Raw genomic sequence first — 14,297 nt, 5'->3', positions numbered from 1 at the left:
CAACCCCGGCCGCCAGGAAAGCATCCTCGCAGTCCAGCGCATCGAGGGCAGCAACAGAGGAGTGAACACCCTCCAAAGCCACCCCACCACCGCTGCTGATTTCCATACGAACATCATCCATCGAGGCACTGACATTCAAACCTGGAGACTAACCGCCCCAGCCAGGCCTCAGCCCAGGCGCCGCGAGCATCCCAAGCCCGTCCCGCCGTCGTCCGTCTTTTCGCTGTGAAAAGTTATTTTTCGCGCCGCAACTATCCGCTGCGAAAAGCCCGCAGGCGCAGCGGCAAATGTCTACGAATTACCCAAAGAGCAGGTGCGCCACCGTAAAGATCGCCAGTCCGGCCAAGGACCCCACCACGGTGCCGTTGATGCGGATGAACTGCAGGTCCTTGCCTACCTGGAGCTCGATCTTCTGGGACGTTTCCTCGGCATCCCAGCGCGCCACGGTGTCCGTGATGACTCCGGCGATGTCCGAACGGTAGGTCCGGACGAGGTAGCCCGCAGCGTCGCCGATCCAGGCATTGACCTTCCCGGCCAGTTCCGGGTCCTCGACCAGCCGCGAGCCGAAATCGCGCACCGCTGCCTTGAATTTGATGGTGAGTTCGCTGTCCGGATCATCCACGGCGCCCAGCAGGGCGTTCTTGACCGTGCCCCACGTCCGGGAGGCGAGTTCGCGTACTTCCGGGTCACCCAAGACCTGCGCCTTGATGTCTTCGGCGCGCGCAATCATCGCGGGATCATGCTGGAGGTCCTGGGCCAGGTCGTTGAGGTACTTGTCGATCGACTGCCGCACCTGGTGCCGGGGATCAGCCTGGACGGCCCGCACAAACTTCAGGATCTCGATGTACACCTTGTCGCCCACCAGCCCGTCCACGAACTGCGGAACCCACGTGGGGGAGCGGTCGGACACCAGGTGGGTGACCGTATCGTGGTTGTCGTCCACCCAGTCCGCCGCCCGGTCCACCAGCAGGTCCACCAGCGTGTGGTGGTGCCCGTCATGGAAGATGCGCTCCGCAAGCCTGCCCACCGGAGGCCCCCACGGCGGCGTGAGCAGATGCTTGCGCACCATGCCTTCGATGACGGCCTGAACGTCGTCGTCATTCAGCACCTTGAAAGCGCCGCGGATGACGGCAGCGCCCTCCTTGGCCACCCGGTCGGCGCCGCCGGGGGCGGCAAGCCACTCACCTGCCCGGCGTGCGATGTTGACGCTCGCCAGCTTGTCCTGGACCACCTGCTCAGAGAGGAAATTGGTCTCCACGAACTCGCCCAGCGAGGCGCCGATCTGGTCCTTCCGGCGGGGGATGATGGCGGTGTGGGGGATCTTGATGCCCATGGGGTATTTGAACAGGGCCGTCACGGCGAACCAGTCCGCCAGCGCGCCCACCATGCCGCCCTCGGCCGCCGCTCGCACATACTGCAGCCACGGATATTCCTTTTGCAGAGCGAACGCAAAAATAAAGACCACGGCCATGGCAATCAACAGGCTCAGCGCCAGCAGCTTCATCTTCCGCAGCGCTGCCGCCTTTTCGGCGTCGCCGGCACCGGGTTGGCGGCGTACGACGGCGTCTGCCGCCTTGGTGTCCTGCCCCACCTGCTGCGAAGCGTGGGTGGGGGCTTCCTGCGTGGTTGGCCCAGTAGTTGCCTCAGAGTTCACCTGCATGTGCCAAGCCTAGCCCCGAAGGCGGGAGCCGGTCGGCTACCGTGTGTCCATGACAACTGACGAGTCAGTGCCCCAGCGGCCGCTGGTCTTTGCCCATCGTGGGGCAAGCGGCGCCTACGCCGAACACACCAGAGCCGCCTACCTGCAGGCGTTGGCCGACGGGGCCGACGGGGTGGAGTGCGATGTCCACCTCACCCGGGACCAGCACGTGGTCCTGCTCCACGACGCCAACCTGGACCGGACCTCGGACGGGACCGGGCCGGTTGCCGATCGGACCCTGCGCGAGCTGCACCAGCTGGATTTCTCCTCCTGGAAGGGCGTCCGCATCCCCGAAGCGTACGGGGCGCGTTCGGAGCAGCTCCTCACCCTCCCGGAACTGCTGGACATCCTCCGCGGCGCGGGCCGCCCGGTACAACTTGCCATCGAGCTCAAGCATCCCAGCGCCTACCAGCTCAAACTGGAGGACCGGGTGCTGGAGGTGCTCCGCGGCGAGGGCTGGGACCCGCAAAACTCCACCGTGGACAACGTGGCCGTCACCTTCATGAGTTTCAGCCCGGACTCCATCCGCCACCTGCTCCGTTTCGTGCCGCCCCAATACATCTGCCAGCTGGTGGACGACCTCACCATCCATGAAATCCGCGGCGGACTGGGCTTGGGCCCCATCACGGGCAGCGCCGTGGCCAACCTGATGAAAGCCACGCAGCTGGAGGGTGAGCGGATCCTGGATGACCGGGAGGTAGGCATGGCCGGCCCCGGGATCGACTACGTCAGGGAGCGCCCGGCGACAGTCCGCCGCTGGCTGGACTCCGGCCGGCGCTTCCGGGTGTGGACGGTGGATTCCCCGGAGGACGTGGCGCTCTGCCAGGGATTGGGCATCCATGAGATCACCACCAACGTACCGGGCCGTGTCCTGGACCAGCTCCACGCGGCCTCGACGCAGGGAAAGTAGCGCGGACATGGACGCCGCCGGCCGGCATCGGCCAGGGCCGCAGTCGTCCCGCCCGCATGTGCCGGGCGCATATTCCCCGCGCCGCTGGTGGGCCGGGCCGCTCGACGTCGAAGGCCTTGCCCTCCACTCCGTGGCAGCCGCCGCGGAGGCGCTGAATCAGTACGCGCGCACGCCTGGCCGCTTCAGCACCACCCCCGGGCTCACCGCGGCAGCCTTTGATTCGTTCGGAGCCCTACGGATTGCCGGACGCAAACCGCAGGGCTTCGCACCCCTGTCGGGCTTCCGGCAAACCAGCGATGGCTGGATCAGGCTCCACGCCAACTACCCGCACCACGGGCAGCGGCTGCTGCAGGCGCTCGGCACCAGCTCTGCGGAAGGGGCTGAACAGGCCCTTCTTTCCATGACCGCGCTGGAGGCCGAGGCCGCCATCCAAGGCCAGGGCGGGATTGCTGCCGCCGTCAGGACCCGCGGCGAATGGCTGGGCTCGGAGGTGGGGCGGGCGGCGGGCGCGGCACCATGGGCGGCAGTGGAATTCGCCGACGGCACCAGAGCGGGTTGGGGGCTGCAGGATTTTGCAGCGGCAACCGGCAGGACAGCCAACGGCAAGGACGGAGGCAACGGCAAAGAACGCAAGGATGACGACGGCGGCGACGGCCTGCCGCTCGAGGGAATCCGGATCCTGGACCTGACCCGGGTGATCGCAGGGCCCGTGGCCACCCGACTGCTGGCGGCACTCGGAGCTGACGTCCTCCGGATCGATCCGCCGGCCTTTCCTGAAATCGAAGACCAGTTCGTGGACACGGCCTTTGGCAAGCGCAGCGCGGAGGCCGATCTGGGGCTTCCGCAGAACCAGCGCAGCCTCCGGCAGCTCCTTGCGGGTGCCGATGTCCTGGTCACCGGCTACCGGCACGGCGCCCTGGACCGTTTCGGCCTCAATCCGCGCGAACTGCTGGCATCGCATCCAAGGCTGGTGGTGGTCACCCTGGACAGCTGGGGGAGTGCCGGGCCTTGGAGCGGCCTGCGGGGTTTTGACAGCATCGTCCAGGCAGCCTGCGGAATCGCACACCTGTACGGGAAGGACAATGACGACGGCGGGTGGCGCCCGGGTGCCCTGCCTGTCCAGGCGCTGGACCATGCCACAGGGTACGGGGTGGCTGCGGCTGCCGTCCGGCTCCTGGACGGACGGCGGGAGACGGGGATGGGTGGGTCCGCGCATCTGTCCCTGGCCCGCACTGCCGAGGAACTGTTTTCGCTTACCTCGAAAAATGAGCCAAGCAACACAAAAAGCCCGGCACAACTGCCCGAGCCCCACTACAAGTCCATGGACAGCACCTACGGGGAGCTTCGTTATGTAGGCCCGCCGTTGCTGGCAGGTGGCCGGCCGGTGGACTACCTGTCCCCGCCGCCGCCGTATGCAAGTTCCACGCCCGCCTGGCTCTGAACGGAGCCGGGCGTGAAGGACGTCGGAAGGAGGGACCTCTGCGCGGGGGAACGCAACCAGCCGCCTCCCGTCGTGGCCCGTTTTGCCTCTAACGGCGGTTTCCAGCCACCGCCGCGGCTGTGATTGAGTGGTTCCATGTCTTTTCCCTGGTCCGGCCCTGCTGGAAACGGCCTGTCCGCGCCGGTCTTGTCCCTGCACGGCCCGGCCGTTCAGAACCTGTCCGCAGCCGCCATGGGAGCCCTGCTGCTGGCCAGTGCGGGCAAGCATTTCAGGGATCCCGGCTTTTACCGTGACGTAGTTCCGGGATACCTGTGCCGCCGGGATCCGGAACCCGGCGCGAATCAAAGCGCGGGCGCCAATCATTCACTGGCCATCCTGTCCCGGGACGAATGGATCGCCGTGAGCGGCCTGCTGGAGCTGGCAGCCGCCGTCGGCATCCTCCTCCCGCCTACCCGGAAACTGACCGCCACCGCCCTCACCGCGATGTTCACCGCATTCCTGGCCGGGCACGTCGACGCCCTGGTGAAGGCTTACGGCCCGCAGGGGACACCCGGACGGCGAAAGATCCACACCATCCGGCTGCCCCTCCAGGCACCGCTGATCCTGTGGGCCTGGAGCCTGCGGAAGCCCGTGCAGCGCGCACCTCAACCGGGAGGCGTGGGGTGAAACTGCTGGCTTCGCCGGCGGTCAGGGTGGGCATCTCCATCAGCATCGCCACCGGCCTTTACGGGGTGTCCTTCGGGGCGCTCGCAGTAACCTCAGGGCTCGACATCTGGCAGACCATGGCACTGAGCCTGCTCCTCTTCAGCGGGGGCTCGCAGTTCGCGTTCATCGGAGTGGTGGCAGGCGGCGGTTCCGGCATTGCCGCCATGAGCGCCGCAACCCTCCTGGGCATGCGCAACGGCATCTACGGCATGCAGCTGAACGCCCTGCTGCGGCCCACCGGATGGCGCAAATACGTCGGCGCGCAGCTGACCATCGACGAATCGACTGCCACCAGCACCGGCCAGACAGACCCGGCAGAGCAGCGGCGCGGATTCTGGACTGCCGGGGTTGGTGTCTACGTGCTGTGGAACCTCTTCACCGCCGTGGGTGCACTCGCGGGGAGCGGATTGGGCGATCCCAAGCAGTGGGGGCTCGACGGCGCCGCCGTGGCCGCGTTCCTGGCATTGCTCTGGCCGCGCCTCAAGGGCAGGGAGCCCATCGCCATCGCGGTGGTGTGTGCCCTGGCCACGGTTGTGGCCGTTCCCTTCGTGCCTGCCGGAGTGCCCATCCTGGTAGCCGCCCTGGTGGCCGCGCTGGTGGGCTGGTTCAGCCACGGCCGCAGCGATGAAGGCCTTGAGCCGGACATCGAGCCCTACGGCGGGCACCACTCCGGCGGTCATTCGGGCCGTCACCAGGACGAAACCGGCGCGCGTTCCGGTGCGGAACGGGCAGAAGGCAAGGACCCGGGGGCAGGCGCATGAGCCTGTGGTTCTGGTTGCTCCTTGCCTGCGCACTGGCCTACGGCTGGAAAATCGTGGGGTACTTTGTGCCCGCCAGGTTCCTCGAGGACCCCCGCACATCCCGGATTGCAGGGACCATGACCATCGGACTGCTCGCCTCCCTCACCGTGGTGAACGCTGTGGTGTCAGGCCAGGGGCTCGCCGCGGACGCAAGGCTGGGGGCGCTTGCTGCGGCCGCAATCGCACTGATATTCCGCGCACCTTTCCTGGTGGTGGTCATAGCCGGCGCCGGCACCGCGGCCCTGCTGAGGGCGCTGGGCTGGAGCTAATGTAGCAGGCAACTGCATAAATTGGTGACGTAAGTCACGTCTCTGGCCGTACGGCGGTTGTACTATGAAATCGGCTTATGCAGTTGGCCATGGCATTCCTATGAACGGCGACCATGGAAAATCAGCTGCATCCTGCTAAAGGCTTGGTGGGCAAGCCCCGCCACAAGGACGCCCGACGACGGGCCGGCCTCCCAGCCAAACGCTTTTTCAAACGCTTTTCCGGCCTTTCGGACGTACCGGAAGAGGACCTGGATGTTCTTTCCCAAAGGCTCCGGGAGGCATTTGACCTGGACCCGTCGTCGTCCGTTCCAGCCCTGCAGGCCCTGGTGCGCCAGGAAATCCGCAAGCGGGCAGACGCAGGCAACGCCTAGCGCCCAGCATCCAGGGTGCCATGTGTGGTGGACTGGAGGAGATGCAGCCCACACCAGGCGGCCACCAAAGGAGAAATCGAGATGGACGAACAATCGCGGCCTGTCGAGCCGCAGGACGGCCGAGGCACCGAGGAGACCGGAGAGCGCGCCAGCGAAGCGCATGGCGCTGGAGTACCTGCTGCAGAGCAGACCGGGAAGCAGCGGATCGCCTACCTGGACCCCCGGGGCTCCGAATCAACGCGTGAACTGCGGGACACCGCACGCCGGCGCCGGGATGCCGAGGAGAAACTCCAGCAGCACTTGATGGAGGCCAAGCACCACGTCCCCAACGAGTTCCATGAGCACCACGGCCACGAAGAGCAGGGCCATGAAGAGCCGGGCCACGAACATCAGGGACATGGGCAGCAGGCAACTGAACAGGCCCAGCCTGGCACCCATGGCGGGAACCAGGCTCAAGAAACCGGAGAAAACTCCTGACAGCCGGGCAGCGTCGGCCGGCTGTCAGGGGTTCGATAAGAGCAGGGGTTCGATAGGAGCTGGCTAAGCCACCCCGTGGGCGGCGCTGCCGGGCGCGACGGTCCTGCGGCAGCTTTCTTCCACACCCATCTCGTACCACACCTGCGCGCCGAACTCGGGCTCAGGGGTATCAAGGTTCTGGTACAGGGCGTCAAGCAATTGGACGAGCTCCCCGGTTGTCAGCGTCGGCAGGACTTCTTCAGGCCCCCGGGGATCGTTGAGGTACTGGAGTAGTTTCGAGCTGTTCATCGCAGCGTGCCCGTTACAGGGCGGATACGCACGAAATTTTGCATGGTTCGGCTCCATCTCGGAATATTCGAGGCTGGCTGCCTAACCCCGCTCTGAGTTTATTGCACCTGCTGTGTGCCGACAATGGTGCCGGCCGGTGTGCCGGCTGCTGCAGCCGGGACGGGCACCAGTACGGGAAGCGGGCGTGAAGGACGGACCGTTCGGATGGCGTCCTCGACCAGCGCCAGCGGGCGGCGCCACGCGTCAGATCCCGGTTCCATCGTGTCCACTACGCCAATCAGCATGGCGAGCAGCCGGAACATGTCCGTCATGGAGATGTCCGCGCGCAGGCTTCCCTGGCCTTGCCCGCGTACCAAAAGAACGCTGATGGAATCCATCAGGGATCCGGTGATTCCCGTGAGGAGTTCGCGCCGGCCAGCCACGGCGCACAGCAGGTTGGCGTCGTCGCTTGCGGCAGCCATCAGGGCCTCGAGAACGCGCAGGAGGCCGGCGGCGGCGTCGATATCGGCCAGGGCGCCGTCCATGACGGGGTCCACGGTCAGCCGGAGCTGCCGGTTCAGTGCTGCCAGGACCAATTCTTCCTTGTCCGCGAAGTTACGGAACAGCGTTGCCGGGCCCACACCCGCGGTGGTGGCGATGGTCTGGAGCGGCACTTCCGGACCGAACTCCCGGAAACACTGGCGCGCCGCCGTGATGATCTTGTCCACGTTCCGCGCTGCGTCTGCACGGAGGGGCTTTCGGGCGACTGCGAGGCTCATGCCCAAAAGGTTAGCAACGGAGCCCCGGGCCAACACGGTTACTGCAGGGTAGGGGGTTATGTGACGGCGGGCAGGACGTCCGTGCGTCTGCGGGACGTCCCAGGCCGCATGCGAAACTGGGTTGCATGTTGCTTGCATTTTCTGTTGCTCCCTCTGGCGTTCCCAGCGAAGGTTCCACGCCGAACGATGCGTCCGTCCACGACGCCGTTGCAGCCGCCGTCAAGATCGTCCGTGAGTCGGGGCTGCCCAACCAGACGGATTCCATGTTCACCACCATTGAGGGTGAGTGGGATGAGGTGTTCGACGTCGTAAAGCGCGCCACCGAGGCAGTGGGCCGCTACGGCAGCCGGGTCTCACTGGTGATCAAGGCCGACATCAGGCCGGGATACAGCGGCGAGCTGACGGCAAAAGTGGATCGCCTCGAGAGTGCATTGGCGCAGGATTCCTAGCCTGCGCGGAGTGGCTGAAGAAGGGGCCGAAAGTGTCTGGACCCCCGGAACGCCGCATGCCAAACTGTGCCCATGTTCGAGCACAAACCCCGGCCGGAGTGGATTGCCACTGAGGAGTTTTTGTCCCGCACTGTGGTGCACCCGGACGAAGCCGTCCAGCAGGCCATCCACACTGCGGCTGACGCCGGGATGCCGGCCATCGAGGTGGCGCCGAACGCCGGCAAGCTCCTGAAGCTGCTGGTCCAGCTGTCCGGCGCCCGCCGCATCCTGGAGATCGGTACCCTTGCGGGCTACAGCACCATCTGGATGGGCCGCGGCCTTCCCCACAACGGCAAGCTTGTCACGTGCGAATTCCTTCCCCAGCACGCAGAGGTGGCGTGGGCCAACATCGACGCCGCCGGCCTGGGTGAAAGGGTGGAGATCCGGCTGGGTCCTGCGCTGGATACCCTGGCGGCCCTCGCGGAGGAGGAAAGGGAACCGTTCGACTTCATCTTCATCGACGCCGACAAGCAAAACAACAGCCGCTACCTTGACTGGGCCGTCAGGCTGGGCAGGCCCGGCGCCGTGGTGGTCCTGGACAACACGATCTGGGAAGGCGCCATCCTGGATCCGGACATGGATCCGGTCAACGCGCCGGGCATTATCGACGCCCTCAAGCTGCTCGGCGACCACCCGCGGCTGGACGCCACCGTTATCCAGACCGTCGGCGCCAAGGGCTGGGACGGGTTCGCACTGGCGCGCATCCTTTCCGCATAAACACTAAGTAAGCTGTGTAGATGCGTCCGGTGACAGGCCGGGCATCGCGGATGGAGGATTTTTTGCCAGCGGCCTTTGCCCCCGTACTCCTTGACTCCACTCCCGCAGATTTCTCCCCATGGGTGCCGTTCCCGGAAGCGGTAGCCGCGGCGGCCGGTGACGTCCCCGCCCTGCTTGCACTGGCCCTTGAGGCCGGGCGGACGTGGCCGCGCCCCGGCGAAGGCCGCACCGCCCTCCTATGGGAGCTCCTGGCTTCTGTGGCCGCCACCGACGTGGCCGCAGCCCGCGTACTTGAGCCGCACCTCGACGCCGTCGCGATTCTTGCCCAGGCAGCCCAAGCGTTTCCCGCCGGCCAATCCGCGCCGGACGGGACGGGGGAAGCAGCGTGGGGAGTGTTCGCCGCCGAGGGGCCCGGTGCCAGGCTTGAGGCGAAAGCCTCCGCCGCAGGAGTGACCCTCAGCGGGTCCAAGCCATGGTGTTCATTGGCCGGGGCCCTGGACTGCGCCGTGGTCACCGCCCACACGGACGACGGCGGCAGGGCGGCTTTTGCGGTCAGCCTGCGCCACTCCGGAGTGGCTTGTGAGGATCCGGAATGGATTGCGCGGGGGCTCCAGGAGATCCCCAGCGGTACAGTCCACTTCGACCAGGTCCCGGCGATCCCGTTGGGTGGAACCGGTTGGTACCACAGCCGGCCAGGCTTCGCCTGGGGTGGAATGGGTGTGGCTGCCTGCTGGCTGGGCGGAGCAGTGGGGGTGGCGCGGGACTTCCGAAGCGGCCTGCTGGCGGGGGCCGACGCCGGACGGCAGCCCGACCAAGTGGCACTTGCGGCGCTCGGAGAGGTGGACCGGACACTCACCGCCGCCCTGCAGTATCTCGCCCGGACCGCAGCGGGCATCGATGATGGCACCCTGGGCTCCGCCGGCACCCATAGTACGTGGAGCGAAGCCCAGCGGGTCCGCGGAACGGTTGCAGCCGCCGTCGAACGCGTCCTTTCCCTGGTGGGTTCCAACCGAGGTCCGGGGCCGCTTGCCTTTGACGGGCCATACGCCAAGCGGATGGCCGACCTGGCACTCTACGTCCGGCAGTACCATGGCGCACGGGACGATGCCCAATTGGGCCGCCTGGCGCTCAAAGGGGACTGCCCGTGGTGACCTTTTCGCACGCCGACCAGGGGACAGGTGAGGCTGCCTGGGCCGGCAGCGGACTGGCTGCTGCACCCGAGCTGCCGCTCGATCCCGCCGAACTGGCGGGCATGCGCTTTGTGGTCCTGGCAGCGCATCCGGACGACGAAACTCTCGGGGCCGGTGGGCTGATGGCCGCCCTGGTGGCGCTGGGAGCGGAGGTGGAAGTCCTGCTCTGCACAGCAGGGGAGGGCTCGCACCCCGAATCGACCACCACCACCCCTGAGCAGTTGGCCCAAACCCGGGTCGCCGAGTTTTCAGCGGCCTTGGCCGCCCTGGGCCTGGCAGACTGCTGGACGTTCCTTGGCTTGCCGGACCGCGCACTTGGAGGGCATACAGAAGCCATTTCCCGGGCTGTCCGGGAGGCGGCCCGAAGGCTTTCCGGCGATCCGGACCGGCTGGTCCTCGTTGCGCCGTACCGGGCTGACGGGCACGGTGACCATGAGGCACTGGGTGCGGCCGCGGCAGAGGTTGCACGGCAGGACGGCCACGCACTGCTGGAATACCCCATCTGGTTCTGGCACTGGGCCACGCCCCAGGACCTGCACTGGCGTTCGTGGCTGCGGTTCCACCTGGATGAACCGGCCCGCAGCGCCAAAGAACGGGCCATGGCAGAGCACGCGACCCAGGTGCGGCCGCTCTCACCCCTTCCGGGCGACGAGGCGCTGCTCAGCGTCCCATTCCTGGCGCACTTCTCGCGCCCCTATGAGGTCTTCGCCTGGACGCCCGCTCGCAGTGCATCCGGCAGGCTGCATTCAAGCGGTGATGCCGAACTGGTCTTTGACCGCGTGCACGGCGGATCCACAGATCCCTGGAACTACACGGGGAGCTGGTACGAGCAGCGCAAGCGTGCCCTGACCCTTGCTGCCCTCCCGGAGGAATCCTACGAACGCGGCCTGGAGGTGGGCTGCTCCATCGGGACGTTGACAGCGGAGTTGGCTGCCAAGTGCCGCAACCTGCTGGCAGTTGACGCCAGCGGAACCGCGGTCCGCCAGGCCAGGCAGCACCTTGAAGGCGTTCCCGGGGTCCGGGTTGATCAATGCGTCGTCCCCGACGCCTGGCCGGGCGGAGCTTTTGACCTGGTGGTGGTGTCCGAGATTGGTTACTACCTGTCCCGGGAGGAGCTGGCCCGCCTTTGGGACCGGATCGAGGCATCCCTGGAGCCGGGCGGAACCCTGGTCCTGTGCCACTGGCGGCATCCGATTGCCGGATGGGAACTCGACGGCGACACGGTTCACGCGCTGGCCCGGCAACGTCTGGGCTGGCGTACCGCGGGGCTGTACCAGGAACGTGACTTCGTTTTGGAACTCCTGGTGGCACCCGGCCATAAGGCGGCGGCGTGATGACACCGCCAGCTTCAGGGGCACCTAAGGATCCTGTTCCGGTGGCGGGTGCGGACGGTATTCAACACGTTGCCGTGGTGATTCCCGCGCACAACGAGGAGCAGCACCTGGAAGATGCGCTCGGGGCAGTCCGCGTCGCGGCGGATCGCGTGCGGGGGGAGCGGCCCGGTGTTGGCGTGCAGATCGTGCTTGTGCTGGACAGCTGCACCGATAGTTCGGCAGCGGTGGCTGCGGCCGTCGCGGGGGAGGACCCGCGGTGCCTGGTGCTGCCCCTCAGTTTCCGGAGTGTGGGTAAGAGCAGGCAGGCGGGGGTCCGGGCCGCCCTGAAGAACGCCACGGAGTCCTTGTGTGACGGCGAAGCGGCCGCAATAGTTCCGATGCGGCATGTCTGGGTGGCCAACACGGACGCCGATTCCCGCGTTCCCGAAAACTGGCTGGTCCGCCAACTGGCACTGGCCGACGGCGGCGCCGATGCTGTTCTTGGCTCGGTGGAACCAGATGCCCACGGGATGCACCACCAACTCCGCGCCCGATGGCATGCCCGGCATGTTCCAGCCGAGAACCACCCCCATGTGTATGGTGCCAATCTCGGGGTCCGCGCCTCGTCCTACATTGCGGCAGGCGGCTTCCCCGGACTTGAATTTGATGAAGACCGGGCGCTGGTGGACGGACTGCGCAGCAGCGGGGCACGGCTGGTGGCCACCGACACTGCCCGGGTCATCACCTCCGGAAGGACTGTGGGCCGGGCACCGCGGGGGTTCGCCGCATACCTCCTGGCCCTCGCTGCACCGTAGACGCGGACGCGGGGCCGGGCCGGGCACCGTACGGGGGAAGCAAAAAGGGCTGCTGCCTTTCGGCAACAGCCCTTTGGGTCCGGCGCTCTTATACCAAGTCCGGGGCGCTGGCCACGATGTAATCCGCCGCGGCAGGTCCGGTCATGGAGAGGTTATTGCTGTCCGGGTTGATTCCAGCGTCCTGCATGGCTTCCCAGAGGGCGGCCGGTTGCTGGAGTTCTGCCTTGTGCAGGAGGCACCAACTGGTGTAGAGACCGTACAGCTCGTCGCGTCCGAGGCCCAGTCCGGGCTCCCTGTCCGGGACAACTGCTTCGGCAAGAAACTGTTCAAAATGGGTAGCAGGCATGTCCGCTCATAAGGGTCGACCGTGATGCCGCCGTCTGCTTCAGCGGACCTGCCGGTCTCCAACGGATCCCGGCGAGGTATTCAAGAAAGTATTGCAGTTCTCCGCATTTTGTCCAGTTACGGCCAAGAATGGGGGAGTTTGAGGGGGGCCGACGGCGACTGGGGGGACTGGCCTCGGTCTCAGAAGAGGCCATCTCACCGCCGACCCCGCATTGCCCCGGGAATGTGAACAACCCGGGAAACTTCAACAGGACCTTCAAGATGAATTTTCCTCCATCTTGAAGGTCCTGCCTAGTCCCACTTAACTCAAAGCCTGCAGCCCCGGCTAAGCCCTCGCGCTTGGCCGGCCGCCGTCGTCGGACTCTCCGTTGGCCGCACGGTGCTGCACCTTCTCGCGGACACGGTCGCGGTGCGGCTCACGGTGATCCTCACTGCTCTGCCCGTCCTGGCTTTCGCCGTCGTCCTGGCCGTTCTCCGCGCTGTACTTCTCACGCAGCTCCCGGCCGTGCTTGACGTCTTCCTCGATCTGCTTCTGCAGCTTCTCGCTCTTCTTGGTGTCCCGCGGCGGCAGCTGGATGGTTTCTTCCGCCTCGATACCCGCCTGGAGTTGACGGCCGCGCTCCACTTCGGCGTCGAACTCAGCACCAAAGAGCAGCGACATGTTCAGGATCCAGAGCCACAGCAGCATGACGATGACACCACCCAGGGTGCCGTACGTCTTGTTGTAGTTTCCGAAGTTGCCCACGTAGAACCCGAAACCCACTGAGGCCAGCAGGAAGACGAACAGTGCGATGCCCGACCCCATGCTCATCCACTTGAACTTGGGCTGCTTGACGTTGGGGGTTGCGTAGTAGAGGACCGCGATAATCGCGATGATAAGCACGATCATGACCGGCCACTTGGCGATGTTCCAGATGGTGAGGAAGACGCCACTAAGCCCGATCAGTCCCCCAACCGCCTCAGCAACGGGGCCGCTGAGGACGAGCATGCCGGCGAGGATGGCAACAATGACCACGGCCAGGAGGGTGACGGCCAGCATGGTCCCGCGGAGCTTGACGAACGCACGGCCTTCATCCACCTCGTAGACCCGGTTCATGGCCCGCCCAAAAGCGCCCACGTACCCGGAGGCGGACCAGAGCGCGGTGGCAAGGCCGATGACCAGGGTGAATCCTGCCGCTGGGGCGCTTGCCAGGTCCTGCACCACCCCGCCTATGGTGCCAACAGTCTCGGCCGGGACAAAACCGCTGACGATTTTCAGGAGCGCGTCGGTGGTCTTCTGCGGGTCACCAAAGAGCCCTATCAGGGACACGAGCGCCAGGATGGCCGGGAACAGCGACAGGACCGCGTAATACGTCAGGGCTGCTGCCAGATCGGGGCACTGGTCCTTGCTGAACTCCCGGAGAGTCCTCTTGAGGATGTATTTCCAGTTTGGCTTGTCCAGGTCCCTAGGGCTGCCGGGTTTCCTTGAGTCATTCGGATCCGGAGCCTGGCCCGCCTTGGCGGTGCTGGTCTCGGAGTTGTCGTGAGTGGCCATGGGGCGTCCTCTCAATCAGGGGCGAAGCGAACAGGCCGGCCCGCGGGTGGCGGTGCCGGCCTGTCGATCAGAACTGTTGCCTTGCGAGCCGCGATGGGCTGTTTAGGTGTTTTGGACGTTGTCTTTGGCGTCGGTGGCGCGGTCCTTGACGTCGGCGGCGGCCATTTGGCCTTCGGT

The 14,297-nt window shown here is 66.3% G+C and carries 17 protein-coding genes; 12 read left to right on the top strand and 5 right to left on the bottom strand.

The features are described 5' to 3' along the window. Positions 1 to 298: 298 nt before the first annotated feature. Complete coding sequence (locus tag ACR65K_RS20510; RefSeq protein WP_440154725.1) at positions 299 to 1,660, bottom strand: DUF445 domain-containing protein; 1,362 nt, start codon at positions 1,658 to 1,660, stop codon at positions 299 to 301. 49 nt (positions 1,661 to 1,709) lie between these two features. Here ACR65K_RS20510 and ACR65K_RS20505 point away from each other — a divergent pair, with 49 nt between their 5' ends. The 7 genes from ACR65K_RS20505 to ACR65K_RS20475 all read left to right on the top strand — a co-directional run bounded on the left by ACR65K_RS20505 (position 1,710) and on the right by ACR65K_RS20475 (position 6,672). Beyond that, positions 1,710 to 2,609 (top strand): glycerophosphodiester phosphodiesterase, encoded by a 900-nt coding sequence (locus ACR65K_RS20505; RefSeq protein ID WP_440154724.1) that lies wholly within the window; start codon positions 1,710 to 1,712, stop codon positions 2,607 to 2,609. Positions 2,610 to 2,616: 7 nt separating this feature from the next. Beyond that, positions 2,617 to 4,050, top strand: coding sequence for a CoA transferase (locus tag ACR65K_RS20500; protein ID WP_440154723.1), 1,434 nt, complete (start codon positions 2,617 to 2,619; stop codon positions 4,048 to 4,050). Between the two features lie 135 nt (positions 4,051 to 4,185). Further along, entirely contained in the window at positions 4,186 to 4,716 is a 531-nt protein-coding gene (locus ACR65K_RS20495; protein ID WP_440154722.1) for a DoxX family protein, read from the top strand. Continuing rightward, the gene (locus ACR65K_RS20490) at positions 4,713 to 5,516 is read left to right on the top strand and encodes an AzlC family ABC transporter permease (RefSeq protein ID WP_440154721.1); all 804 of its coding nucleotides are present in this window, start codon (positions 4,713 to 4,715) and stop codon (positions 5,514 to 5,516) included. The genes ACR65K_RS20495 and ACR65K_RS20490 overlap by 4 nt, the downstream gene beginning before the upstream one ends. Further along, complete coding sequence (locus ACR65K_RS20485) at positions 5,513 to 5,824, top strand: AzlD domain-containing protein (protein ID WP_056333162.1); 312 nt, start codon at positions 5,513 to 5,515, stop codon at positions 5,822 to 5,824. The genes ACR65K_RS20490 and ACR65K_RS20485 overlap by 4 nt, the downstream gene beginning before the upstream one ends. 113 nt (positions 5,825 to 5,937) lie before the next feature. Then, complete coding sequence (locus ACR65K_RS20480) at positions 5,938 to 6,195, top strand: hypothetical protein (protein WP_440154720.1); 258 nt, start codon at positions 5,938 to 5,940, stop codon at positions 6,193 to 6,195. An 81-nt stretch (positions 6,196 to 6,276) separates the two neighbouring features. Further along, positions 6,277 to 6,672 carry a hypothetical protein gene (locus ACR65K_RS20475; protein ID WP_440154719.1) on the top strand — a complete coding sequence of 132 codons (396 nt, stop codon included), beginning with the start codon at positions 6,277 to 6,279 and terminating at the stop codon, positions 6,670 to 6,672. Between the two features lie 63 nt (positions 6,673 to 6,735). Here ACR65K_RS20475 and ACR65K_RS20470 read toward each other — a convergent pair whose 3' ends face one another. After that, the gene (locus ACR65K_RS20470) at positions 6,736 to 6,960 is read right to left on the bottom strand and encodes a hypothetical protein (protein WP_056333154.1); all 225 of its coding nucleotides are present in this window, start codon (positions 6,958 to 6,960) and stop codon (positions 6,736 to 6,738) included. A gap of 98 nt (positions 6,961 to 7,058) precedes the next feature. Further along, complete coding sequence (locus ACR65K_RS20465; protein WP_056333153.1) at positions 7,059 to 7,718, bottom strand: TetR/AcrR family transcriptional regulator; 660 nt, start codon at positions 7,716 to 7,718, stop codon at positions 7,059 to 7,061. A 125-nt stretch (positions 7,719 to 7,843) separates the two neighbouring features. Here ACR65K_RS20465 and ACR65K_RS20460 point away from each other — a divergent pair, with 125 nt between their 5' ends. From ACR65K_RS20460 to ACR65K_RS20440, 5 genes are all read left to right on the top strand, one after another. Beyond that, a complete protein-coding gene (locus ACR65K_RS20460) occupies positions 7,844 to 8,167 on the top strand; it encodes a thiamine-binding protein (RefSeq protein WP_440154718.1) in 324 nt (107 codons plus the stop codon). Between the two features lie 72 nt (positions 8,168 to 8,239). Continuing rightward, complete coding sequence (locus ACR65K_RS20455) at positions 8,240 to 8,923, top strand: O-methyltransferase (RefSeq protein WP_440154717.1); 684 nt, start codon at positions 8,240 to 8,242, stop codon at positions 8,921 to 8,923. A gap of 62 nt (positions 8,924 to 8,985) precedes the next feature. Continuing rightward, entirely contained in the window at positions 8,986 to 10,074 is a 1,089-nt protein-coding gene (locus ACR65K_RS20450; RefSeq protein WP_440154716.1) for an acyl-CoA dehydrogenase family protein, read from the top strand. Then, a complete protein-coding gene (locus tag ACR65K_RS20445; protein WP_440154715.1) occupies positions 10,068 to 11,447 on the top strand; it encodes a PIG-L family deacetylase in 1,380 nt (459 codons plus the stop codon). Before ACR65K_RS20450 ends, ACR65K_RS20445 begins: the two co-directional genes overlap by 7 nt. A gap of 41 nt (positions 11,448 to 11,488) precedes the next feature. Beyond that, entirely contained in the window at positions 11,489 to 12,241 is a 753-nt protein-coding gene (locus ACR65K_RS20440) for a glycosyltransferase family 2 protein (protein ID WP_440154714.1), read from the top strand. An 88-nt stretch (positions 12,242 to 12,329) separates the two neighbouring features. Here the strand turns inward: ACR65K_RS20440 and ACR65K_RS20435 are convergent, their stop codons facing one another. Both ACR65K_RS20435 and ACR65K_RS20430 read right to left on the bottom strand, forming a co-directional pair. Further along, positions 12,330 to 12,587 carry a hypothetical protein gene (locus ACR65K_RS20435; protein WP_142030004.1) on the bottom strand — a complete coding sequence of 86 codons (258 nt, stop codon included), beginning with the start codon at positions 12,585 to 12,587 and terminating at the stop codon, positions 12,330 to 12,332. 324 nt (positions 12,588 to 12,911) lie between these two features. Continuing rightward, positions 12,912 to 14,120 (bottom strand): YihY/virulence factor BrkB family protein, encoded by a 1,209-nt coding sequence (locus tag ACR65K_RS20430; protein WP_440154713.1) that lies wholly within the window; start codon positions 14,118 to 14,120, stop codon positions 12,912 to 12,914. Between the last annotated feature and the right edge of the window lie 177 nt (positions 14,121 to 14,297).

The sequence above is a fragment of the Arthrobacter sp. SAFR-179 genome, assembly GCF_059414945.1.
Note: the sequence above shows the minus strand (reverse complement) of the source record. Positions and strands in the feature narration are given on the sequence as shown.

Excerpts from the sequence above, each read along its gene's own strand:
- ACR65K_RS20470 (WP_056333154.1), bottom strand. The coding sequence starts at position 6,960 with ATGAACAGCTCGAAACTACTCCAGTACCTCAACGATCCCCGGGGGCCT.
- ACR65K_RS20435 (WP_142030004.1), bottom strand. The coding sequence starts at position 12,587 with ATGCCTGCTACCCATTTTGAACAGTTTCTTGCCGAAGCAGTTGTCCCG.
- ACR65K_RS20460 (WP_440154718.1), top strand. The coding sequence starts at position 7,844 with ATGTTGCTTGCATTTTCTGTTGCTCCCTCTGGCGTTCCCAGCGAAGGT.
- ACR65K_RS20505 (WP_440154724.1), top strand. The coding sequence starts at position 1,710 with ATGACAACTGACGAGTCAGTGCCCCAGCGGCCGCTGGTCTTTGCCCAT.
- ACR65K_RS20480 (WP_440154720.1), top strand. The coding sequence starts at position 5,938 with ATGGAAAATCAGCTGCATCCTGCTAAAGGCTTGGTGGGCAAGCCCCGC.
- ACR65K_RS20485 (WP_056333162.1), top strand. The coding sequence starts at position 5,513 with ATGAGCCTGTGGTTCTGGTTGCTCCTTGCCTGCGCACTGGCCTACGGC.
- ACR65K_RS20455 (WP_440154717.1), top strand. The coding sequence starts at position 8,240 with ATGTTCGAGCACAAACCCCGGCCGGAGTGGATTGCCACTGAGGAGTTT.
- ACR65K_RS20500 (WP_440154723.1), top strand. The coding sequence starts at position 2,617 with ATGGACGCCGCCGGCCGGCATCGGCCAGGGCCGCAGTCGTCCCGCCCG.
- ACR65K_RS20510 (WP_440154725.1), bottom strand. The coding sequence starts at position 1,660 with ATGCAGGTGAACTCTGAGGCAACTACTGGGCCAACCACGCAGGAAGCC.
- ACR65K_RS20430 (WP_440154713.1), bottom strand. The coding sequence starts at position 14,120 with ATGGCCACTCACGACAACTCCGAGACCAGCACCGCCAAGGCGGGCCAG.
- ACR65K_RS20465 (WP_056333153.1), bottom strand. The coding sequence starts at position 7,718 with ATGAGCCTCGCAGTCGCCCGAAAGCCCCTCCGTGCAGACGCAGCGCGG.
- ACR65K_RS20495 (WP_440154722.1), top strand. The coding sequence starts at position 4,186 with ATGTCTTTTCCCTGGTCCGGCCCTGCTGGAAACGGCCTGTCCGCGCCG.
- ACR65K_RS20475 (WP_440154719.1), top strand. The coding sequence starts at position 6,277 with ATGGACGAACAATCGCGGCCTGTCGAGCCGCAGGACGGCCGAGGCACC.